The organism is Klebsiella sp. PK01, from assembly GCF_057624675.1.
The window spans coordinates 249,265-269,765 of sequence record NZ_JBYEZM010000002.1 but is presented as its reverse complement, the minus strand read 5'-3'; the positions used below and the strand labels follow the sequence as shown (position 1 = coordinate 269,765).

At 53.9% G+C, this 20,501-nt stretch carries 22 protein-coding genes; 10 read left to right on the top strand and 12 right to left on the bottom strand.

Going from position 1 to position 20,501, the window contains the following annotated elements:
* Positions 1 to 206: 206 nt before the first annotated feature.
* The 3 genes from zwf (at position 207) to AC22LX_RS06525 (ending at position 4,396) form a co-directional block, all read left to right on the top strand.
* On the top strand, positions 207 to 1,682 hold the full coding sequence (zwf, locus tag AC22LX_RS06535; RefSeq protein WP_045390321.1) for a glucose-6-phosphate dehydrogenase: 1,476 nt from the start codon (positions 207 to 209) through the stop codon (positions 1,680 to 1,682).
* A 222-nt stretch (positions 1,683 to 1,904) separates the two neighbouring features.
* Positions 1,905 to 3,716, top strand: a complete 1,812-nt coding sequence (gene edd / locus AC22LX_RS06530; RefSeq protein WP_047066814.1) for a phosphogluconate dehydratase — start codon at positions 1,905 to 1,907, stop codon at positions 3,714 to 3,716.
* A 38-nt stretch (positions 3,717 to 3,754) separates the two neighbouring features.
* Positions 3,755 to 4,396 (top strand): bifunctional 4-hydroxy-2-oxoglutarate aldolase/2-dehydro-3-deoxy-phosphogluconate aldolase, encoded by a 642-nt coding sequence (locus tag AC22LX_RS06525; RefSeq protein WP_015366001.1) that lies wholly within the window; start codon positions 3,755 to 3,757, stop codon positions 4,394 to 4,396.
* Positions 4,397 to 4,449: 53 nt separating this feature from the next.
* Here AC22LX_RS06525 and purT read toward each other — a convergent pair whose 3' ends face one another.
* Complete coding sequence (gene purT / locus AC22LX_RS06520; protein WP_213292434.1) at positions 4,450 to 5,628, bottom strand: formate-dependent phosphoribosylglycinamide formyltransferase; 1,179 nt, start codon at positions 5,626 to 5,628, stop codon at positions 4,450 to 4,452.
* A 136-nt stretch (positions 5,629 to 5,764) separates the two neighbouring features.
* Here purT and AC22LX_RS06515 point away from each other — a divergent pair, with 136 nt between their 5' ends.
* The 3 genes from AC22LX_RS06515 to ptrB all read left to right on the top strand — a co-directional run bounded on the left by AC22LX_RS06515 (position 5,765) and on the right by ptrB (position 9,083).
* A complete protein-coding gene (locus AC22LX_RS06515) occupies positions 5,765 to 6,124 on the top strand; it encodes a YebG family protein (RefSeq protein ID WP_045390327.1) in 360 nt (119 codons plus the stop codon).
* Positions 6,125 to 6,228: 104 nt separating this feature from the next.
* On the top strand, positions 6,229 to 6,900 hold the full coding sequence (locus AC22LX_RS06510) for a tellurite resistance TerB family protein (protein ID WP_045390329.1): 672 nt from the start codon (positions 6,229 to 6,231) through the stop codon (positions 6,898 to 6,900).
* Between the two features lie 122 nt (positions 6,901 to 7,022).
* Positions 7,023 to 9,083, top strand: coding sequence for an oligopeptidase B (gene ptrB, locus AC22LX_RS06505; protein WP_213292435.1), 2,061 nt, complete (start codon positions 7,023 to 7,025; stop codon positions 9,081 to 9,083).
* Positions 9,084 to 9,085: 2 nt separating this feature from the next.
* Here the strand turns inward: ptrB and exoX are convergent, their stop codons facing one another.
* Positions 9,086 to 9,745: an exodeoxyribonuclease X gene (gene exoX / locus AC22LX_RS06500; protein WP_045390333.1), complete on the bottom strand. Its 660-nt coding sequence runs from the start codon at positions 9,743 to 9,745 to the stop codon at positions 9,086 to 9,088.
* Positions 9,746 to 9,824: 79 nt separating this feature from the next.
* Positions 9,825 to 10,055, bottom strand: a complete 231-nt coding sequence (locus tag AC22LX_RS06495) for a DNA polymerase III subunit theta (protein WP_015366007.1) — start codon at positions 10,053 to 10,055, stop codon at positions 9,825 to 9,827.
* Positions 10,056 to 10,189: 134 nt separating this feature from the next.
* On the opposite strand from AC22LX_RS06495, the gene yobA reads away from it, so the two are divergent.
* From yobA to AC22LX_RS06480, 3 genes are read left to right on the top strand one after another with little or no spacing between them, the layout of a single operon-like run.
* A complete protein-coding gene (gene yobA / locus AC22LX_RS06490) occupies positions 10,190 to 10,564 on the top strand; it encodes a CopC domain-containing protein YobA (RefSeq protein WP_045390336.1) in 375 nt (124 codons plus the stop codon).
* Positions 10,565 to 10,567: 3 nt separating this feature from the next.
* Positions 10,568 to 11,437, top strand: a complete 870-nt coding sequence (gene copD / locus AC22LX_RS06485) for a copper homeostasis membrane protein CopD (RefSeq protein ID WP_045390338.1) — start codon at positions 10,568 to 10,570, stop codon at positions 11,435 to 11,437.
* A 13-nt stretch (positions 11,438 to 11,450) separates the two neighbouring features.
* Positions 11,451 to 11,792 carry a YebY family protein gene (locus AC22LX_RS06480; RefSeq protein WP_072251410.1) on the top strand — a complete coding sequence of 114 codons (342 nt, stop codon included), beginning with the start codon at positions 11,451 to 11,453 and terminating at the stop codon, positions 11,790 to 11,792.
* Between the two features lie 428 nt (positions 11,793 to 12,220).
* On the opposite strand, the gene AC22LX_RS06475 is transcribed toward AC22LX_RS06480, so the two are convergent.
* The 7 genes from AC22LX_RS06475 to AC22LX_RS06445 form a co-directional block, all read right to left on the bottom strand.
* A complete protein-coding gene (locus AC22LX_RS06475; protein WP_049060939.1) occupies positions 12,221 to 13,171 on the bottom strand; it encodes a Csu type fimbrial protein in 951 nt (316 codons plus the stop codon).
* Between the two features lie 17 nt (positions 13,172 to 13,188).
* Complete coding sequence (locus tag AC22LX_RS06470; protein ID WP_487333885.1) at positions 13,189 to 15,513, bottom strand: fimbria/pilus outer membrane usher protein; 2,325 nt, start codon at positions 15,511 to 15,513, stop codon at positions 13,189 to 13,191.
* Positions 15,514 to 15,515: 2 nt separating this feature from the next.
* A complete protein-coding gene (locus tag AC22LX_RS06465) occupies positions 15,516 to 16,265 on the bottom strand; it encodes a fimbrial biogenesis chaperone (protein WP_487333884.1) in 750 nt (249 codons plus the stop codon).
* A 17-nt stretch (positions 16,266 to 16,282) separates the two neighbouring features.
* Complete coding sequence (locus AC22LX_RS06460; RefSeq protein ID WP_045390353.1) at positions 16,283 to 16,801, bottom strand: Csu type fimbrial protein; 519 nt, start codon at positions 16,799 to 16,801, stop codon at positions 16,283 to 16,285.
* A 21-nt stretch (positions 16,802 to 16,822) separates the two neighbouring features.
* Positions 16,823 to 17,395, bottom strand: a complete 573-nt coding sequence (locus AC22LX_RS06455) for a Csu type fimbrial protein (RefSeq protein WP_047045315.1) — start codon at positions 17,393 to 17,395, stop codon at positions 16,823 to 16,825.
* A 544-nt stretch (positions 17,396 to 17,939) separates the two neighbouring features.
* Entirely contained in the window at positions 17,940 to 18,083 is a 144-nt protein-coding gene (locus AC22LX_RS06450; protein WP_113771553.1) for an Ecr family regulatory small membrane protein, read from the bottom strand.
* Positions 18,084 to 18,200: 117 nt separating this feature from the next.
* On the bottom strand, positions 18,201 to 19,169 hold the full coding sequence (locus AC22LX_RS06445; protein WP_049060165.1) for a VirK/YbjX family protein: 969 nt from the start codon (positions 19,167 to 19,169) through the stop codon (positions 18,201 to 18,203).
* Positions 19,170 to 19,314: 145 nt separating this feature from the next.
* Between AC22LX_RS06445 and pphA the strand changes: the two genes are divergently transcribed.
* Complete coding sequence (pphA, locus tag AC22LX_RS06440; RefSeq protein WP_487333883.1) at positions 19,315 to 19,959, top strand: protein-serine/threonine phosphatase; 645 nt, start codon at positions 19,315 to 19,317, stop codon at positions 19,957 to 19,959.
* A 5-nt stretch (positions 19,960 to 19,964) separates the two neighbouring features.
* Here the strand turns inward: pphA and AC22LX_RS06435 are convergent, their stop codons facing one another.
* Both AC22LX_RS06435 and AC22LX_RS06430 read right to left on the bottom strand, forming a co-directional pair.
* Positions 19,965 to 20,156 (bottom strand): YdfD/YebW family protein, encoded by a 192-nt coding sequence (locus tag AC22LX_RS06435; protein ID WP_045376105.1) that lies wholly within the window; start codon positions 20,154 to 20,156, stop codon positions 19,965 to 19,967.
* A 101-nt stretch (positions 20,157 to 20,257) separates the two neighbouring features.
* Positions 20,258 to 20,497 (bottom strand): YebV family protein, encoded by a 240-nt coding sequence (locus tag AC22LX_RS06430; RefSeq protein ID WP_015705939.1) that lies wholly within the window; start codon positions 20,495 to 20,497, stop codon positions 20,258 to 20,260.
* Between the last annotated feature and the right edge of the window lie 4 nt (positions 20,498 to 20,501).

Genomic DNA, 20,501 nt, shown 5'->3' with positions numbered 1-20,501 from the left:
TTTTACTAACTGAAAACCAGACGAAACAACGAACATTCTTAGCCTGATGCCCAATTTGTCGGCGAACGCTTTTCCTCTATGTGCGGTAACGTCGGGAAAGCACCGCTAAGGGTTTCAGGAAATTCGTAAACACAGTACAGTGCAGCGTAAGAAAATTACAAATTTAGCCTGGCATAAGCACCAGACTATCAACTGAGGAGAATGACATGGCGGTAACGCAAACGGCCCAGGCATGCGATCTGGTCATTTTCGGCGCGAAAGGTGACCTCGCGCGCCGTAAACTGTTGCCTTCCCTGTATCAGCTTGAAAAGGCTGGCCAGATTAATCCTGAAACCCGCATCATCGGCGTTGGTCGCGCCGATTGGGATAAAGACGCTTATACCAAAGTAGTGCGTGAAGCGTTAGAAACCTTCATGAAAGAGAAAATCGACGAAGGTTTATGGGATACCCTGAGCGGTCGTCTGGACTTCTGTAATCTTGATGTCAACGATACCAGCGGCTTCACCCGTCTGGGCGAAATGCTGGATCAGGAAAACCGGGTCACCATTAACTACTTTGCGATGCCGCCAAGCACTTTCGGCGCCATCTGCAAAGGCCTGGGCGAAGCAAAGCTGAATGCCAAACCCGCGCGGGTGGTGATGGAAAAACCGCTCGGTACCTCGCTGGAAACCTCCCGGGAAATTAATGACCAGGTGGGCGAGTATTTCGAAGAGTGCCAGGTTTACCGTATCGACCATTATTTGGGTAAAGAGACGGTACTGAACCTGCTGGCACTGCGCTTTGCTAACTCCTTGTTTGTTAATAACTGGGACTGCCGCACCATTGACCACGTTGAAATCACCGTGGCGGAAGAAGTGGGTATTGAAGGCCGCTGGGGTTATTTCGATCAAGCCGGGCAGATGCGCGACATGATCCAGAACCATCTGCTGCAGATCCTGTGCATGATCGCCATGTCGCCGCCGTCGGATCTAACTGCCGACAGCATCCGCGATGAAAAAGTAAAAGTGCTGAAATCGCTACGCCGAATCGATCGCTCGAACGTGCGTGAGAAAACCGTCCGTGGTCAATACACCGCCGGGTTTGCGCAAGGCAAAAAAGTACCGGGCTATCTGGAAGAAGAGGGCGCTAACAAATCCAGTAATACGGAGACCTTTGTGGCCATCCGCGTGGATATCGATAACTGGCGCTGGGCTGGGGTGCCGTTCTACCTGCGTACCGGTAAACGTCTGCCGACCAAATGTTCCGAAGTGGTGGTTTACTTCAAAACTCCGGAACTGAACCTGTTCAAAGAGACCTGGCAGGAGCTGCCGCAGAACAAACTAACCATTCGTCTGCAGCCGGATGAAGGTGTTGATATTCAGGTGCTTAACAAAGTTCCAGGCCTCGATCACAAGCATAATCTGCAGATCACCAAACTGGATCTGAGCTACTCCGAGACCTTCAATCAAACTCACCTGGCGGATGCCTACGAACGCCTGCTGTTGGAAACCATGCGCGGTATCCAGGCGCTGTTCGTGCGTCGCGATGAAGTGGAAGAAGCGTGGAAGTGGGTTGACTCCATTACCGGCGCATGGGCGGCTGACGGCGACGCGCCGAAGCCTTATCAGGCAGGTACCTGGGGCCCGGTGGCGTCGGTGGCGATGATCACCCGCGATGGCCGTTCCTGGAACGAGTTCGAGTAAGAGTATCGTTAATCCGGGAGAGTTATTTTACCGGTAACATGATCTGGCGCAGTCTGGCGCATAATTTTTAATCTTTTAAGCCCCGGGAGGATTCACCCCCGGGGCTTTTTTTATTACACTGCCTGTAGACATTTTGCCCCTGAGCCCCAGTGGTGGTGCCATTTACACCATTCTTCGACGTCATCGCGCGGTGGCCGGACAGATAAATTTTGAGGAGCCTCTATGAATTCGACAATGTTACGGGTAACAAATCGCATTATCGAACGGTCGCGCGAAACCCGCTCAGCCTACCTCGCACGGATTAATCAAGCCAAAAGCGATACCGTCCATCGCTCGCAGTTGGCCTGCGGTAACCTGGCGCACGGTTTTGCCGCCTGTCAGTCAGAAGATAAAGCGTCGCTGAAGAGCATGTTGCGCAACAACATCGCCATTATCACCTCCTACAACGATATGTTGTCCGCCCACCAGCCTTATGAACATTATCCGGATATCATTCGCAAAGCCTTGCACTCCGCCAATGCGGTAGGGCAAGTGGCCGGCGGCGTACCGGCAATGTGTGACGGCGTGACGCAGGGTCAGGATGGCATGGAGCTGTCGCTGCTGAGCCGCGAAGTGATTGCCATGTCCGCCGCCATCGGCCTGTCGCATAACATGTTCGACGGCGCATTGTATCTTGGCGTATGCGATAAAATTGTTCCCGGTCTGACCATGGCGGCGCTCTCCTTCGGTCATCTGCCGTCGGTATTTATTCCCTCCGGCCCGATGGCCAGCGGTCTGCCGAATAAAGAGAAAGTGCGTATTCGTCAGCTGTATGCCGAAGGTAAGGTTGACCGTATGGCGCTGCTTGAATCCGAAGCCGCCTCTTATCATGCGCCGGGCACCTGTACTTTCTACGGTACCGCCAACACCAACCAGATGGTGGTTGAGTTTATGGGTATGCAGTTGCCGGGTTCCTCGTTTGTTCACCCGGACGCTCCGCTGCGTGAAGCGCTGACCAGCGCCGCCGCGCGTCAGGTGACGCGCATGACCGGCAACGGCAATGAGTGGATGCCGCTGGGTAAAATGATTGACGAAAAAGTGGTGGTCAACGGTATCGTTGCGCTGCTGGCGACCGGCGGCTCCACCAACCATACGATGCACCTGGTAGCGATGGCGCGCGCGGCGGGCATTATCATTAACTGGGATGATTTCTCCGATCTTTCTGATGTGGTGCCACTGCTGGCGCGTCTGTATCCAAACGGTCCGGCGGACATTAACCACTTCCAGGCGGCAGGCGGCGTGCCGGTACTGGTGCGCGAGCTGCTAAAAGGCGGATTGCTGCATGAAGATGTCAACACGGTTGCCGGCTTCGGCCTGTCCCGTTACACCATGGAACCCTGGCTGAATAACGGCGAACTGGACTGGCGTGAAGGGGCGACCGCGCCGCTTGACGATCAGGTCATTGCTACCTTCGAGAAACCGTTCTCCCGCCATGGCGGTACCAAAGTGCTGAGCGGTAACCTCGGTCGTGCGGTAATGAAGACCTCCGCGGTGCCGGTTGAGAACCAGATTATCGAAGCGCCAGCGGTCGTCTTTGAGAGCCAGCACGACGTACTGCCGGCGTTTGAAGCGGGACTGCTGGATAAAGATTGCGTAGTCGTTGTACGCCATCAGGGGCCGAAAGCGAACGGCATGCCAGAATTACATAAACTTATGCCGCCACTTGGTGTATTATTGGACCGCCGTTTCAAAATTGCGCTGGTCACCGATGGTCGACTTTCCGGCGCATCAGGCAAGGTACCGTCAGCCATCCATGTTACTCCTGAAGCCTATGATGGCGGCTTGCTGGCGAAAGTGCGAGATGGCGACATGATTCGCGTTAACGGGCAGACCGGCGAGTTGACCCTGCTGGTCGATGAAGCCGAACTGGCCGCCCGCCAGCCGCATATTCCTGACCTGAGCAGTTCGCGGGTCGGTACCGGCCGCGAGATGTTCGGCGCGCTGCGCGAGAAGCTCTCCGGAGCCGAGCAGGGCGCAACCTGCATCACTTTTTAAGACGATTCGATTTGTAGATCTGGCGAGAGAAAACTCTGATGAAAAACTGGAAAACAACTGCAGAAGCAATCCTGACTAACGGCCCGGTCGTACCGGTTATCGTGGTGAAAAAGCTGGAACACGCGGTGCCGATGGCGAAAGCGCTGGTTGCAGGCGGTGTACGCGTTCTGGAAGTCACGCTGCGCACCGAGTGCGCGCTGGAAGCTATCCGCGCTATCGCCAAAGAAGTGCCGGAGGCGATTGTCGGCGCCGGCACCGTGACGAACGTTGAGCAACTGAAAGCCGTAACTGAAGCAGGCGCGCAGTTCGCTATTAGCCCGGGCCTGACCGAGTCCCTACTGAAAGCGGCGACCGGCGAAGGTACTATCCCGCTGATCCCGGGTATTAGCACCGTATCCGAGCTGATGCTGGGCATGCAGTATGGCCTGAAAGAGTTCAAATTCTTCCCGGCGGAAGCGAACGGCGGCGTGAAAGCGCTGCAGGCGATTGCGGGTCCATTCGGCCACATTCGTTTTTGCCCGACCGGCGGCATCTCTCCGGCGAATTACCGCGACTATCTGGCGCTTAACAGCGTGCTGTGCATCGGCGGCTCCTGGCTGGTTCCGGCCGACGCGCTGGAAAACGGCGACTACGATCGCATCACCAAACTGGCCCGCGAAGCGGTAGAAGGCGCGAAATAATTTCTGCGCCTTAAATGACAGAAGCCCGGCCCGCGTGAGCGACCGGGCTTTTTTTATCCCTTCACGACAACCGCGGCGGCAGCGTTTTTGGCGCGGCTGATGGCTTCATCGACGTTGTCAGCAACCGCCAGCGTAACGCCCAGGCGACGCGCGCCGGCGATTTCCGGTTTGCCGAACAGCCGCAACTGCAGACCCGCGCCAACGGCGGCATGCAGATTGCCAAAGGTCACGTTCTCACTGGTTAGCTGCGGTAAAATCACCGCCGATGCCGCTGGTCCATACTGGCGGATGGCGCCGATCGGCAGGCCAAGGAAGGCGCGAACGTGCAGGGCGAATTCCGATAGATCCTGCGAGATCAGAGTGACCATGCCGGTATCGTGTGGGCGAGGGGAGACTTCGCTGAAGATAACCTCATCGCCGCAAACGAACAATTCAACGCCGAAGAGCCCATATCCACCCAGCGCCAGTACCACTTTGCGGGCGATCTCCTGCGCGCGTTGCAGCGCGAGATCGCTCATCAGCTGCGGCTGCCAGGATTCACGGTAGTCGCCATCTTCCTGACGATGGCCTACCGGGGCGCAAAAGTGGACGCCGTCGACGGCGCTGACGGTGAGCAGCGTAATTTCAAAATCAAAATTTACCACCCCTTCGACGATGACGCGTCCGGCGCCTGCGCGCCCGCCCTGTTGGGCGTATTGCCAGGCGGCGCTGAGCTGGTCAGCCGAGCGGATAAAGCTTTGGCCTTTACCCGAGGAACTCATTACCGGCTTAACGATACAAGGCAGACCAATTTCGGCGACGGCGGCGCGGAACCCTTCTTCACTGTCGGCAAAACGATAGGCAGAGGTGGGGATCTGCAGTTCTTCTGCCGCCAGCCGGCGAATGCCTTCGCGATTCATGGTGAGTTTCGCGGCCCGCGCGGTTGGCACCACTTTTTGCCCGGCTTGTTCAAGTTCAACCAGAGTGTCGGTGGCAATGGCTTCGATCTCCGGCACGATATAATCTGGCCTTTCTAAGGCGATCAGTTCACGCAGCGCGTCGCCGTGCAGCATGTTGATGACGTGCGAACGATGGGCCACCTGCATCGCCGGCGCATCGGGATAGCGGTCGACGGCGATGGTTTCAATACCCAGCCGCTGGCATTCAATGGCGACTTCTTTTCCGAGCTCGCCGGAACCTAACAACATTACCTTCGTGGCCGCGGGGCGCAGCGCGGTACCTAATAAAGTCATAACCTACTCTCAGCGTAAACAGAACATGCCGCGCATTATAAACGAAAACGTTTGCGTATGTCTTTATACGCGTAAGTTGAGAACGGCGGCGAAATTTGATATACTGTATATAAATACAGTATAAAGAGGCTGCACAATGGCGGTTGAAATCAAATACGTCGTGATCCGTGAAGGTGAGGAAAAAATGTCTTTTGCCAGCAAAAAAGAGGCCGATGCTTACGACAAAATGCTCGATTTGGCTGAGGTGCTCAATGACTGGCTGGTCGCGTGCCCGCTGGAATTAGATGAAGCTCAGCGTGACAATATGTCGATGTGGCTGGCCGAGCGCAAAGACGCCTTACACCACATTCTGAAGTCAGGGAAATTGCCGGAAGCAGAAGATCATGCTGAGGCGGCGGCAGAAATGCCGGAGTCTGCGCCTACAGAGGACGAGGCTCAGCCTGGTGCCGCCGAAGAAGGCGCCGCGAAAAAGCCGCGCAAAGCAAAGGCCGCCTGATAACCGGCGCAACGGAAATTTTCGCATCTTTAGCCAGCCATAACATTTCCTGACGTCTCGTCGTTTAGGCTGATGGCATCGCATCTCGCGCTATGAGGAATGTTATGGCTAACTGGCTTAATCAACTTCAGTCCCTGCTGGGTCAGCAGGGTAACCCCCTCTCCGCTGAAAAGTCGTCATCCGCTAAAAACCTGCTGCCCGGCGCATTGGGCGGTCTTGCGGGCTTATTGGTCGCCAGCAAGTCATCGCGCAAGCTGCTGGCGAAATATGGCACCGGCGCGCTGCTGGTTGGCGGCGGCGCGGTGGCAGGCAGCGTGCTGTGGAATAAGTATCAGCAAAAAATGCGCGGCCAGCAGGCGGATATCGCAATGCAGACATCTACCGCGGTTGCCCAGGAACCGGTTGTGCTTGATGCGCGCAGCGAGCGGCTGATTACCGCGCTAGTCTTTGCCGCCAAAAGCGACGGTCATATTGACGAACGTGAACGTCAGCATATAGAAGAGCAGTTGCGCGCGGCGAACATCGACGTGCAGGGCCGAGTGTTGATCGACAGGGTTTTAACCCAGCCGCTCGACCCGCAGCGGCTGGCGCAAAGCGTGCGCGATGGGCAAGAAGCGCTGGAAATCTACTACCTCAGCTGCGCGGTAATTGATATTGACCATTTTATGGAGCGCAGCTATCTGGATGCGCTCGGCGATGCGCTCAAGCTGCCTGAGGACGTTCGTCAGGAGATAGAACGCGATGTTCAGGCGCAAAAGCAGGCGCTTGATTCTTAAAAGAGAGCGTTTCGCTTGCATCGCTGGCCACTTTTGCCACCCTTATAGACACGACATCGTTCAGGGCGCTTGGCGCCCTGAGTGATTTTGTGATTCCATAATAAGACGCAGAAGAATAACGCATGCTACCGAAAGCCAAACGGATCCCCCACGCCATGACGCTACATGGCGACACTCGCATCGATAACTACTACTGGCTACGCGATGACGAACGCGCGCGCCCGGAAGTGCTGGAGTATCTCCATCAGGAAAATGACTACGGCAAAAAGGTGATGGATTCACAAAGCAGCCTGCAGGAGCGGGTGCTGAAGGAAATCATCGATCGCATTCCGCAGCGGGAGGTCTCCGCTCCCTATAGCAAAAATGGCTACCGCTATCGCCAGGTCTATGAACCAGGCTGTGAATACGCGATTTACCAACGTCAATCGGTGCTCAAAGAAGAGTGGGATGAATGGGAGATTTTGCTCGACGCCAACCAACGGGCGGCGAAGAGCGAATTCTATACTCTCGGCGGATTAGGCGTCGCGCCGAACAACCAGCTGATGGCGGTGGCGGAAGATTATCTTTCCCGCCGTCAGTACGGCTTACGTTTTAAGGATCTGAGCCGCGGCGAATGGTCGGCTGAGATCCTGGAAAACGTCACGCCAGGATTCGCCTGGAGTAATGACTCACGTTTTCTGTGGTATGTGCGTAAGCACCCGACCACGCTGCTGCCGTATCAGGTCTGGCGGCATGCCATTGGCACTAGTGCAGATAACGATGTGTTGGTCTACGAAGAGAAAGACGACACGTTTTACGTCAGCGTGCATAAAACCACCTCCCAGCAGTTTGTGGTTATTTATCTTGCCAGCGCCACCACCAGTGAAGTGTTACTCCTTAATCCGGAACTTCCCGATGCGGCACCGGTGTGCTTTTTGCCGCGACGCAAGGATCATGAATATAGCCTCGACCATTATCAGCACGCGTTTTATCTGCGCTCTAATCGCGAAGGTAAGAACTTTGGCCTCTACCGCACCGTGCTTCGCGACGAAGGGCAGTGGCAGACGTTGATCCCTGCGCGTCCTGACGTGATGCTTGAAGGTTTTACCCTGTTTACCGACTGGCTGGTGGTCGAGGAACGCCAGCGGGGCTTAACCAGCCTGCGGCAGATCAACCGTAAAACGCGAGAAGTGGTTGGCATCGCTTTTGACGATCCCGCCTACGTCACGTGGCTTGCCTATAATCCGGAACCGGAAACGTCAAGGCTGCGCTACGGTTATTCATCGATGACGACCCCGGATACGCTATTTGAGCTGGATATGGATACCGGCGAGCGGCGGGTTATCAAACAACAGGAAGTGCAGGGCTTTGACGCTGCCTGTTATCGCAGCGAACATTTGTGGGTGACAGCGCGTGACGGCGTGGAGGTGCCGGTATCGCTGGTCTATCACCGCGAACACTTTCGCAAAGGGGCCAACCCGTTACTGGTGTACGGCTATGGCTCTTACGGCGCCAGCATGGACGCCGATTTTAGCGCCAGCCGTCTGAGCCTGCTGGATCGCGGTTTTGTCTTTGCAATAGCCCATATTCGCGGCGGCGGCGAACTTGGTCAGCAGTGGTATGAAGACGGCAAATTCCTCAACAAGAAGAATACCTTTAACGATTATCTGGACGTCTGCGATGCGCTGCTGGCGCAGGGATATGGCGACCCTAAATTATGCTATGGCATGGGCGGCAGCGCCGGCGGCATGCTGATGGGCGTGGCGATAAACCAACGACCGGAGTTGTTCCATGGCGTAGTGGCGCAGGTGCCGTTTGTTGACGTACTGACCACCATGCTCGACGAATCTATTCCGCTCACGACCGGTGAGTTTGAGGAGTGGGGAAACCCGCAGGACGAAACCTATTATCACTATATGAAGAGCTATAGCCCCTATGATGGCGTCTCAGCCCAGGCTTATCCGCATATGTTAGTGACCACCGGGCTGCATGATTCGCAGGTGCAATACTGGGAACCCGCAAAATGGGTGGCGAAGCTACGCGAGCTGAAAACCGACGACAATCTGCTGCTGTTATGTACCGACATGGATTCCGGGCATGGCGGTAAGTCGGGACGGTTTAAAAGCTACGAGGGCGTGGCCTTGGAGTACGCCTTTTTAATCGCCCTCGCGCAAGGCACCTTGCCCGGCAAGGTAGAAGTGTAGCGTTACTCGCCAAGGTAGTGTTTGAGGGTCAGCCGCAGTTCAGGGCTCATTCGGTCCAGGTTATTGAACAGCCAACGTAAATAGCCTGGATCGTTTTCCGCCACTTCCGACACCGCTTTGCCGCGATATTTGCCGAAGGTAAAGGTAGTCAGTAGCGCCGGTCGGCCAGTAATGTCGGCCATTTCATCCGGTGACCAGCCGGAAACCTGCATGATATCCAGCAGTAGGGCGGCGGTGATATAACAGTCGTACAGCGCGCGGTGGTGATGCAAACCCGGCGGGGTGGCTACGCTCAGCTTGCGCGACTTATACAACCCCATATTGCTGTACTTAATCCCCGGCCACAGGCGGCGCGCCAGCTTCATAGTACAAATCCACTCGCCGTTCATTTCCGGTAATACCCGGCGATCAAAGCTGGCGTTATGGGCGACATACCATGGGCTGCCCTGGTATTGCGGTACGATTTCTTCAATCCAGGGCTTATCGGCCACCATTTCTTCAGTGATGCGGTGGATAGCCATCGCCTGCGGGCTGATAGGGCGGTCAGGTCTCACCAGATGACTCATGGGATTCGTTATCTGGCCGTCGATGATATCGACGGACGCAATTTCGACAATGCCGCCCTGCAAACCGCAGGTTTCGGTATCGATTACGCGCAGCATGGCTTACTCCTCGCCAAAAACACCAGCGTAAAGGAATGCGCGGCGGATGCCAATGGGGGGATCCTCAAGGAATGATCAATCATTTTGCTTTCGGTTCATACGGCAGGCGGGAAAGTGACACGGATGCCAGACGGTGCGCGATCAGACGTTCACGGAACCAGTCGCGCAGGTGAGCCGGTTGCTCTCGCTCGACGAGGTCGGCAACGACCGGCATATTGTAGCGTTCTTTAAAGGCGACGCCGGCCGCCGCGAGATCAACGTTGACCTTGTCCATTTCATCTTGCGAAATTTTTGCCAGATTATTTGCCATCAGTACCTCCTTCATTACGGCGCAAAAGTTACTAAGCGTGACGCTGAAAGGCAAGTCCCGGATGCTTAGCTCGACTATGCCATTATACAGGGTTATTCTCTGTCCAACATACATAACAAAAAGGAATGACGTTTATGCGAAACATCGCCGGACGCGCGCTATACGCCGCCGTATTTTTCAGCGCTATGTTAACCACCGCCAGCGCTTTTGCTCATGCTCATCTGCAACAACAAATCCCGGCGGCCGATTCGACGGTCTCCGCGTCGCCGCAGTCGCTCACGTTAACGTTTAGTGAAGGCGTCGAGCTCTCCTTCAGCGGTGTGACCCTCAGCGGCCCGCAGAATAAACCTGTCGCTACCGGCAAGCTGGCCCGCAGCGACGGTAATAAGGCGCAATTAACGCTGCCGCTGACTGAACCGCTGGCGGCGGGCGAGTATACCGTAGCGTGGCATGTGGTCTCCGTTGACGGCCATAAGACCAAAGGGCAATACCACTTCAGCGTGAAGTAAACCATGCTGACGGGAGTGTATGTCGGCCTGCGGTTTGTCCACTTCATCTCATTGATGACGGCTTTCGGTTGCGCGCTGTACGGCGCATGGTGGGCGCCAGCCTCGCTGCGTCGTCTGCTGATGCAGCGTTTTTATCCTTTGCTGCGCTACCTGCTAATGATTAGCGCTATTTCAGCCACCTTGATGCTGATGGCACAAGGCGGGTTGATGGCCGATGGCTGGGGGGATGTCTGGCGACCTGCAATCTGGAGGGCTGTTATCGGGACGCAGTTCGGCGGCGTCTGGCTTTGGCAAATGGTGCTGGCGTGGATTGCGCTGGCGGTGGCGTGGCTCAAACCACGCCGCCCGGCGCGTCTTCTGTTACTGCTATTTTGCGCGCAGTTGTTGTTAATGGCCGGCGTGGGGCATGCGGCGATGAACGACGGTTGGCTCGGCGCGCTACAGCGCACCAATCACGCGCTACATCTGTTCTGCGTCGCTGCCTGGGCCGGCGGGCTGTTGCCATTTGTCTATTGCCTGCGGCTGGCGCGCGGGCGCTGGCGTCAGGTAGCGATAACCACCATGATGCGTTTTTCACGTTATGGGCATCTGGCCGTGGCTGGCGCGATTGCCAGCGGAATTGGCAATACGCTATTAATACAGGGGCGGCTGATTGGCGATTCACCGTGGGGAGCGATGTTGTTGCTCAAATGTGCGCTGGTCGCCGCGATGGTAGCAATTGCGCTGGTGAACAGGTATGTTCTGGTACCGCGAATGTCAGGCGAAGGCGCATGGGCGGAACGGACTATTTTACGCACTACACAGCTGGAAATGGCGCTTGCCGCGCTGGCGATCCTCGCCGTCAGCCTGTTCGCGACCTGGCAACCTAATTGAGTTAACTGGCTAAATGATGAAAAAAATCGTTCTGACAATGTTGTTACTGGCAAGCTCAGGCGCCGCGCTGGCGGCGCCACAGGTGATTACCGTGAGCCGTTTTGAAGTGGGTAAAGACAACTGGGCCTTCACCCGCGAAGAGGTGATGTTAACCTGCCGCCCGGGTAATGCGCTTTATGTGATTAACCCGAGCACCCTGGTGCAGTATCCGCTGAATGATGTCGCCGAGCAGGAAGTGAAGGCCGGTAAGACTACCGCGCAGCCGATTTCAATCATCCTGGCTGACGATCCGCAGCATCCGGGGCAAAAAATGAGTCTGGCGCCGTTTATCGAACGAGCGCAAAAGCTCTGCTGATAATTACCTATATCACGTTGTTTTAAAGATAAAAAACCGCCTGCGTCTTGTGGAAAAACGCGGCGGTTTTTTGTTGGCGCAACGGATTTTGTCAGCAATTTTTCAACCGCTTTTGTCGCGGACTGGAAAAGCTGACACAGTCAACTATTCTTATAAGGCAAGGCGACTTAGCCTGCATTAATGCCAACTTTTAGCGCACGGCTCTCTCCCAAGAGCCATTTCCCTGGACCGAATACAGGAATCGTGTTCGGTCTCTTTTTATCTGAAGTTCAGCGAGTTAATAATATCCATTTTTGACTGCCCAAACGGCCGAACGCTCAGCTTTTCCCCTTATATCACAACAAAAACACTCTTAACATTATTTTTACATAAAATTTGTCCCGTTAATGGCCGAGTTCAGACATGCTGGCCGGAATCCTGTACCGTTCTTAATAGGTCACGGTGACGGTGACGATATCCGTATATACTCCTGCGGGTTTACTGGTCTGGCTGGGATTTATCTGTACTGTGTAGTTTACATCCTGTGATGCGCCGGTGCCGCTGACGCTCAGATTATTGGTTGGCGTCCATGCACTGCCTGAAGGCTGATAAAACTGATATTGCAACCCGTAATTCACCTGGTTAATGCTCGCAATAAGCTGCCGCCATCCGCCAGCGAGGGCATTGGCGCTGGTGAGGTTGACGGTATAGGTTGCGTTTTTAGTACAGCGAACGGAAAGTTTGTTGCTAAGCGTGGTAAAGCTTGAAGGAATTGACGCCGGAGTAAAGGCGACATCAGGAGCATTATCGATGTAACAGAAATTGGTAACAATTAGCTTCACATTCAGCGTGACGGTTTGCTGACCGGTGGCATAGTTGCAGGTAATAATGCCGGAAACGCAAATCCGGTAATCCCAATGAATACTAATGGTGTCGGTATAAGTACCCGCAGGTACGTTGAGTCCGGCCGGGATCTTCAAATACAAAGGCAGCGAACCGTCGCTGGCATTAAATAACCCAAGCAGGCCGATGAGTGAAGTGATACTCCATGTTTTGGTATAGCCAATATTGTAAATTTCCGAACAATTGGTATCTGAGCAGATGTTGTAAGGAACCACGTCGGTACCGGTGGTGCTCATCATTTGGGGCGTGGTGCCCGAGGGATGATCGGAGGAAAGAATCCTGGCGTTTATCGTATTTGTACTGAGTAGCGATAGGGCACTGCCGGAACAGGAAAAACCAGACCCCGATTTGACCGTTTGCTGAGTGTTTGCCAGCGTAAAGGAGTCAACAGAACCAAAACTTGCATCGTTTGAGAGCTGAAATGAACAACTAATATCCGCGCGCGCCGTTGCACAAAGCAGAAAGAATAGCGCGCACAGTAAAAACAGATGTTTCAATTTTCTATCCTTATTCTTCAATGGCAGCTAATCGGGCCGATACGTTGCGGTACCGGCGTTGATTCCGGCAACTCGAATTGCGCCGTACACACGCCGCTGGCAGCGTGAATAACCAATTTGTTGTGTTGAGTGAGATGACTGAACCACACCAGTCCGTCGTAACCAACCAGCCCCGATTGCTGGCTGCTGACTTCTTCAACCGACGTGCCTGGCGGCAGAGGGTTGCCCGCTTCATCGACCAGGGTAATCGAAGCGGAACGGACGCGGGTGACCGGGAAATCCACCAGCGCGCCGCTGGATTCCCGTATCGCAATTCGTTTTTCTACGACTTTAGCCTCAACGTCCGTGGGCAGCGGTAAGGTGTCGAGGGTCACTTTGCCAGGATACCAGGCGGTGGCCCACGGGATTAGCAGATGGCCACTCTTGTCGGTCGTTCCGACTTTACGGTTTTCGTAATTAACTGCGACATCCGGATAGCCAGCGGTCGAGACGACGATAAACGCATCGCTGATCCTGCGCGCGAAGAACAGGCTGCTATCCATCAACACCACCGAACCAGCTGCTTCAAACCAGCCCTGATTATCATGCTGGGAACCGTAATAACCGCCACTTAACGTTGAAACATCATTTACCCAGGTTAAATCCGCCTGACTATAGCGATCTCCGGTAACGGAGTGGGCCAAATTCCAACCTAATCCACCGTCTGCGGGAGCGGAGCGGTTGTAGGCGACGTTTTGCCCCCATTCGCCGGAGCTGGCGCGCTGACTGCTTAACTGCAATGAGCCGAAACTGTCGAAAGGAATGGTTATCTGCATCATACTGGAATAAGTATTTGCCTGCAGATCCCGGTTAATGCTGATGTTGAAGCTGCTATTTCGCCACAGGCTACGGCTCCAGGATAAGTTCATCAGGCGGGTGCGGCTGTCATCCTGCGCCTGGATATCGAAATAACCAAGGCTAAATGAACCCAGTATTTTTCCCCATGGGCTGAGGCTTAATGTTGCCTGGTCTGACTGACGACTGAGCGTTACCGTCGATCGATAGCTGGAGAGATTAGCGAAATTCTCGCTGCGTTGAATATGTTGATAGTTAATCCCCCAGATATTGCCGTAATACGAATAACCAGCGGAATACTGGTCACCCTGCCCATCGCCCTTACTCGTGCTGGCGGACAGACTCAGCGTACCCAGCGCGCCAATAGCGATGTCGCTGCCGACCCCGCCATTAGTTAATCCTTGCCGATCTTCTGTATGCATTGACAGCGTGAGCCAGTTGGTTAAACCGTAGCGATAAATTGCGCTGATGGCGCCAGCGCCATAGTCGGCATTTTTAATGCCGTAGTTATTACGCAACGCGCCGAGGGTAAAATCGAAATCGCTGAGTCCCTGGCGCAGCAGGGTGTTTGAGACGTAAAAAGGAACGCTGGTAGAGACTTGACGGCCAAGAGCATCGGTTGTGACGATGGTTGCTTCACCAGCGCCGCTAATGTACGGCACGTTAGTCAGGGTATACGGACCTCCGTTAATTTGCGTTGAGCTGGCTTTATAGCCGTTGATAAAGAGATCGACACTGGAGGGGACCGCCGCGCTACCGGAAAGATTGAGCAAAGGGTAGGTGATAAGATCCGGGCGTACCGCAAAGTTACGGCTGAGACGAATACCGCCAACACGTACTGAACTACTCCAGGTTAAAGCATTACTTACCACATCCCCCGCCTGATAGCTGAGCAGACTTTCCGGGTCGCTATATTTCCACAGCGAATCGTAGCGAATATAGCCCTGTTGGCTATCGTCGTGACGAGACGACCAGTTCTGTCTGATCACCGCATTGTTTGAAAACACACCGGCTGGGCCGAAAAGGCGAAATTCCGTCGAGGTGCTGGTGGTTCGCTCGCCGGCGGAAGAAGCCAGGCTATAGGAATCGTAGTTAAACAACAGCCCAGGGGTACTGATCGCCTGCAGATACTCCTGCTCGCGACTATTACCGATATGCTGCTCCGGCAGCCAATTATCCGGAACGGTTAATTTCAGCATTTGGCCGGGCTGGTCGTAAACGACCTTGACCTCCGCTATCTCTCCTACGTCAACCAGCGTTTTGCCGTCGGGAACCGGGATCCACATCTGCTTGAGTACCGCAGCGGAGATCCAATAACGATCATTAATCACTTTCACCGGCACGGTACCCACAGGCGTGTTGCCGTTGACGGAAATACCGAGATACAGCACGTACTCCTGTTGTGTGCCTGGTGCGGTCGCAGGTGCGGGTAACGAATCATAGGTAGCCGCCCAGGCCGTTGCCGAAGCAATAGCCAGCAGACCACCGATTCCGATCAGAAGCCTCATGGTTAACGCGCTGCCGGGATTTCCACCGCCTGACTATTATCAGTCAATTTCGCAAACAGGCGCATCCCGGATGCGTTCGCCGCGCGGCCTGATGTCGGGAAACAGACGCGACGTTTAGCCAGCACATACCCCAGTAAACCCTGAGTTTGTTCGATCTGCGGCTTTCCTGCTGATGTTGACCAGTAGACATTACTCAACCTGGCGTGTTGATTCCCGGCATTGTTAATGCACAGATTCTGACCGCTAAGCGACCAGTTTAACGTGGTTCGTAGCAGCTCTATGCCGTTTTCCAGCTTCAACGGATCCGCACCCTGTCCATAGGTGAACAGAGGCAGTACGTAACGCATGCGCATATTCAGGCCGGCGGAGCTTTTGTCTGTCTGTTTTATCGGTTGCGCCGCGGGGATTTCGTCAATCACGATACGGTATGATTTTTCCTGGCCGCTGGCGACTGGCGAAACGCGCATCAGGCGGATAAGTTGACGCTGGCCGGGTTGCACATTGGCAAAGGGCGGGCTGGAGACGACGTCATTCTGATCGGCGTAAACATCTTTCGATTCTTTTTGATCCCAGCCGAAGATGCGTAGCTGTAAATTGACCGCCGTATCGCCGCGGTTTTCCAGCCACAGTTCAGAGCCTTTTTCTCTGGCGCTGATGGTTTGAAAAATAGGCCAGACCAGCACCGAGCTGGCGGCGCAGGCGTTAGTACTTATTGCTGAACCCAGCAAAACAACAATACAACGACGAATCATATTCAACCTGTCTTATTTTAATAGGTCAGCGTGACCGTAACGGTATCACTGTATGAACCCTGCGCCGGAAAGCCATTCGTGGCAAAAAGGCGGCCATAAACCGTATAAGTTTGTGTCGTGTTGGGGAATGAGGCGACGCTGTAAGCTTGAGCGCCGGTCCCCCAAACGGTAGAGCGGTTAGCATCCTGAAAAAGCTGGTAAGCCAGCGTATTGCCGGTGCTATTGGACATATAGCGTTGGGCCGCGGAGCCGCCGTTGACACCGTAGTCAAGCGCCAGCGAGATCGCCATCCCCGGCGTACACGCGACGACGATTGAGCCAGCGCCAGCGGAGCTGGCGACATCAACATTGCTATAAAGCGACGACATGGAGCCAAAATTTAAGGTGCCAAAATCAGCGCCAGGTGTTCCTGTTCCGTTGCCAAGCAGGCAGCCGGTCGTGATCTGGGCGGTAACCTTGAAGGTTTTCTGCGCGGTGTCAGCCCAGACGGCTGTGGTCCAAAAAAAGAATATGAGTAGCCAAATTGTGCGCGACATGACATCCATTTCTCCACAGTGTTACCAGGTTAATGTCGCGGTGACCATGTCCTGGTAGAAGCCCGCAGCAGGGGCGGTTACGCCTCCTTGGTCCGCCGGCAGCACTCGGGCATAAATTGGGATTTCCTGCGCGCTACCTGTCCCCGTGATGCCGATACCGGCACTGGTAAATTCGGCCTGACGGGTGCTATTTGAGTAAAGCCGGTAGGCAATTTGATCGCCGTCGGCGCTTTGCATTTGGCGCAGTCCGTTTGTTCCTGCATGCTGGCCGTTATTCAATGTCAGCGTCGCGGGAAGGTTATTGCTACAGACGATAGAGACAGCGCTGGCGCCGCCGCTGCCAATCAGATTGCTATCTATGGCGTTAACCAAATCGCTATAGGTGCCGAAATCAATGGTACCCCAGTTGTTTACGCCGCTTGCGCTGGAACCATTGGTGACGGTACAGCCCGAGCCGATAGTCAATTGCACCCCGACCTGACCCGTCAATGTACCTGTGGTTAGCCCAGCTGCAGTGACCCATGGCGCCTGAACGAGAAGCGCTGTTGTGATAAAGCCGCCAAGCAAAATGCGCGAAATAGTGTTGACGTTCATGATGAACCTCTGGATTGAAAGCCGCTAAGTAAAACCCTGTTTTTGTGAGCATGAGATTAATCCCATTAATCAACATATAATCGCTCTCTGGAAAAATGCTTATTTTTTTACAATGAACTTATATTTAGTGTTTTTATGGTGTTTTATGCTTTATATTTTGTGAATTTTTATTTTTATTATTGGTTTTTAGGTGTTTTGAGCGTTGTAAATTCTGTGTGTGGCGAGGTGGGGAAGGGGGGACTGTGTACAATTTTTGCAATTGTCGTGTTAGCGCATATTTTTAGCGAAATGCCAGGGAAAAAGTTGGTAGGGATGAGCATATAAAAACAGCAGAAAAGAAGACACCTGCACGCAACCAGACCCATGGTGCAGGTGAAAATTGGGTCTACATCGGAAGTCGTCAGTATACATATTTGTATGACAAATGAAATAAGGCAATGATGGAATGTTTTACAATTAATGCGGTTCTTCGGCTAATCGACGTCGTAATTCTGCAAGTTGTTAATAATTGAACTAAGTTTTCGGCCACGAGCAATATGGAGAATTATTCTGGCGCGATCAGTGCCGGATAAAGTGACGTTTCCAGATAGCTGACCAATACCCATATCTCGTCACTGAAAATAAACCATAGGGCACTACCTAAAATAAGCAGGATAACCAGCAGCAGGAAAATCTCAGTTTTACTCATGGGTCAATGGCCAACTTAAACCGATTATCAACAGGCCACGATATTAACCAAAGAATGTACAAATGAAAACGCCGTTATTTAAAACGGCGAATCTTTTTCGTAATAAGACGTGAATATTTATTTTACACTTAGCAGATTAGCCACCTGTACGGCCATCTCATCCATTAGCTGGAAACGGCGGCGATATTCGGCACGCTTCTTGCTTGCGATACTTTCCAGCGATTTTCTTTCCAGTTTCAGCGGCAAGCGCCAGCGGTAACTATCCTCACGCACACCTTCAATTGATTGCCAGAACTCATCATAGCTGGCATGGAAGTGCCGGCCTTTGCTTAAGCGATAGCGCAGCGCGCGGAACACGTGGCCATTATCGCTAACGGCGTAAATAGCCTGAATATTGCTTTGGCCGGCCAACAGCCAGATGAATTCCAGCAGCAGGCGCTTAGGGAACAGGCCGTAACAGGCGCGGGTCGCGTGTTTAATCACCTCATGGGAAACATGGCGGCGGGGCCCCTGCAGGCCGCCGATGACCAGTTGCCACTGCCCTTGGTGGCGCATTACGCTAAACGTGGCGCTGGCCAACAACTGGTGATGGCTATCGCGAAGCCAAAGGGTGGTTTCACCTTCCCGCTCTGCTTTCCCGGCTGACGAGGCAAAGAGCGTAAAGGCCGCATCATCTTTAGCGGACAGGGTCAGTAACGGTAGTTCTGACGGCGATATCATGGCCATCGCCAGCCGGTTTTCGCCCAACGAGTCGACGTACTGATAGTGGCTGATGATGGCCTGGGAACGCTGACGCGCGTTTAGATCGCGCACTAAATACTGACGATGTACTTTACCTGGAAGCGTAGCCTGCGCAGCCAACAGTTGGCGGAAATCACTACGTGCCGAAAGGGTGTCCAGCATTTCTCGGGTCGGCTGATAAAATAATGCCGTACGCAACAAGAATTTGAGCCGAAAGTTGCGTTTTTGCCAGATTGGCGCAGGCGTGATACGCCCCATTACGAGATCGGCAATCAAATTTGAGCGTTGCTGCAGTGTGCATGATGAATGCAGGCTATTGTCCGTCACGATGTCATACCTCGTCATTATTTTATTTTTATTTTACGGATCTCGCGGGACAAGCTTAATGGTTCGCCAGACTATATTTACGCCTTGTTTAACGTTGATTGACGTATGAATTTTCAACCTCGTTTTCAGACATATTTTGTATAATTAACAGAGGGGGTGAAATATGTATCAGCGATTGGCAGGTAGCACCTGGCGTAATATTTGGCTGGTGGGCGATCTACATGGTTGTTTTGCTTTATTAATGTCCCAGCTGCGCCAGCTTAAATTTGATCCCTGGCAGGATCTTCTTATTTCTGTTGGCGATCTGATTGACCGTGGGCCGCAAAGCGTGGAATGTCTGGGGTTGCTGCGTTGCCGGTGGTTCAGAGCGGTGCGCGGTAACCATGAGCAAATGGCGCTGGATGCGCTGGCGAGCGGGGAAATGGCACTGTGGACGATGAACGGTGGCGAGTGGTATCCAACCGCCTCACAAGAACAGAAACGGTTGGCTGATTTGCTGTTTAACCGCTGCCGGGATGTGCCGTTAATCATTGAACTCCGCTGTCAGGATACCACCCACGTGATTGCCCATGCCGACTATCCCGCCAGCGTTTATCATTGGCAGTTGCCCGTGGACGAACATCAGGTGCTCTGGGGCCGCCAGCGTTTAACCGATCATCTGGCGGGGCGGCACAGTGAGATTGCCGGGGCGGATCACTTTTGGTTTGGCCATACGCCGCTTAAACGCCGTTACGATAGCGATAACCAACACTACATTGACACCGGCGCGGTGTTTGGCGGAGAGCTAACGCTGGTGCAGCTGCAGTGAGCCGCTTAAAAATCGCTGTATTCCGTCGCCGGTCGCCAGAAGCCGTCGATAAAATCTTCTACCGGGAAACAGCCTCCCTGGCGAATTCGTTGGTCGTCCATAGCGACGAGGCATTGTCGTTCGCTATCATAGACATCCACTACGATGTCTTCGCACCCGCCGTCCAGATAGCAAATGAATAATACTAAGGCAAACATCCCGCCCTCATTAGCGAATGAACATAAGGTAAGTGTAGGGGAAGTTAGCGCAGCGGGGGAGGGATATAAATAACCCGTCTCAGGCGACGGGTTCATTTGAGTCAGGCAAGGCGCATGACCCAGGCATCGGATTGGCGATCGTAATGTTTGCGGTAAAGCACAGAATGTTCGCCATTAAGAATGGCGGGAACGCTGGTTTCGGCATCCCAGGCGTCTAATTGCATGCATAAGTCAGGATCGGATTTGCAAGGAATGCTTAACGTTCGCTCACCCTGTGACTCGCCATGCAGCTCGGCGTCGTCGATCTCAAACGCGCCGATTCGTACGTTAGTTTTACTCATCATT

Coding starts and splice junctions, on each gene's coding strand:
- AC22LX_RS06460 (WP_045390353.1), bottom strand. CDS start 16,801: ATGTCGCGCACAATTTGGCTACTCATATTCTTTTTTTGGACCACAGCC.
- AC22LX_RS06510 (WP_045390329.1), top strand. CDS start 6,229: ATGGCTAACTGGCTTAATCAACTTCAGTCCCTGCTGGGTCAGCAGGGT.
- AC22LX_RS06430 (WP_015705939.1), bottom strand. CDS start 20,497: ATGAGTAAAACTAACGTACGAATCGGCGCGTTTGAGATCGACGACGCC.
- exoX (WP_045390333.1), bottom strand. CDS start 9,745: ATGCTGCGCGTAATCGATACCGAAACCTGCGGTTTGCAGGGCGGCATT.
- AC22LX_RS06515 (WP_045390327.1), top strand. CDS start 5,765: ATGGCGGTTGAAATCAAATACGTCGTGATCCGTGAAGGTGAGGAAAAA.
- edd (WP_047066814.1), top strand. CDS start 1,905: ATGAATTCGACAATGTTACGGGTAACAAATCGCATTATCGAACGGTCG.
- yobA (WP_045390336.1), top strand. CDS start 10,190: ATGCGAAACATCGCCGGACGCGCGCTATACGCCGCCGTATTTTTCAGC.
- purT (WP_213292434.1), bottom strand. CDS start 5,628: ATGACTTTATTAGGTACCGCGCTGCGCCCCGCGGCCACGAAGGTAATG.
- copD (WP_045390338.1), top strand. CDS start 10,568: ATGCTGACGGGAGTGTATGTCGGCCTGCGGTTTGTCCACTTCATCTCA.
- pphA (WP_487333883.1), top strand. CDS start 19,315: ATGTATCAGCGATTGGCAGGTAGCACCTGGCGTAATATTTGGCTGGTG.
- AC22LX_RS06525 (WP_015366001.1), top strand. CDS start 3,755: ATGAAAAACTGGAAAACAACTGCAGAAGCAATCCTGACTAACGGCCCG.
- AC22LX_RS06435 (WP_045376105.1), bottom strand. CDS start 20,156: ATGTTTGCCTTAGTATTATTCATTTGCTATCTGGACGGCGGGTGCGAA.
- AC22LX_RS06495 (WP_015366007.1), bottom strand. CDS start 10,055: ATGGCAAATAATCTGGCAAAAATTTCGCAAGATGAAATGGACAAGGTC.
- AC22LX_RS06470 (WP_487333885.1), bottom strand. CDS start 15,513: ATGAGGCTTCTGATCGGAATCGGTGGTCTGCTGGCTATTGCTTCGGCA.
- ptrB (WP_213292435.1), top strand. CDS start 7,023: ATGCTACCGAAAGCCAAACGGATCCCCCACGCCATGACGCTACATGGC.
- AC22LX_RS06450 (WP_113771553.1), bottom strand. CDS start 18,083: ATGAGTAAAACTGAGATTTTCCTGCTGCTGGTTATCCTGCTTATTTTA.
- AC22LX_RS06480 (WP_072251410.1), top strand. CDS start 11,451: ATGATGAAAAAAATCGTTCTGACAATGTTGTTACTGGCAAGCTCAGGC.
- AC22LX_RS06445 (WP_049060165.1), bottom strand. CDS start 19,169: ATGACGAGGTATGACATCGTGACGGACAATAGCCTGCATTCATCATGC.
- AC22LX_RS06455 (WP_047045315.1), bottom strand. CDS start 17,395: ATGAACGTCAACACTATTTCGCGCATTTTGCTTGGCGGCTTTATCACA.
- AC22LX_RS06465 (WP_487333884.1), bottom strand. CDS start 16,265: ATGATTCGTCGTTGTATTGTTGTTTTGCTGGGTTCAGCAATAAGTACT.
- zwf (WP_045390321.1), top strand. CDS start 207: ATGGCGGTAACGCAAACGGCCCAGGCATGCGATCTGGTCATTTTCGGC.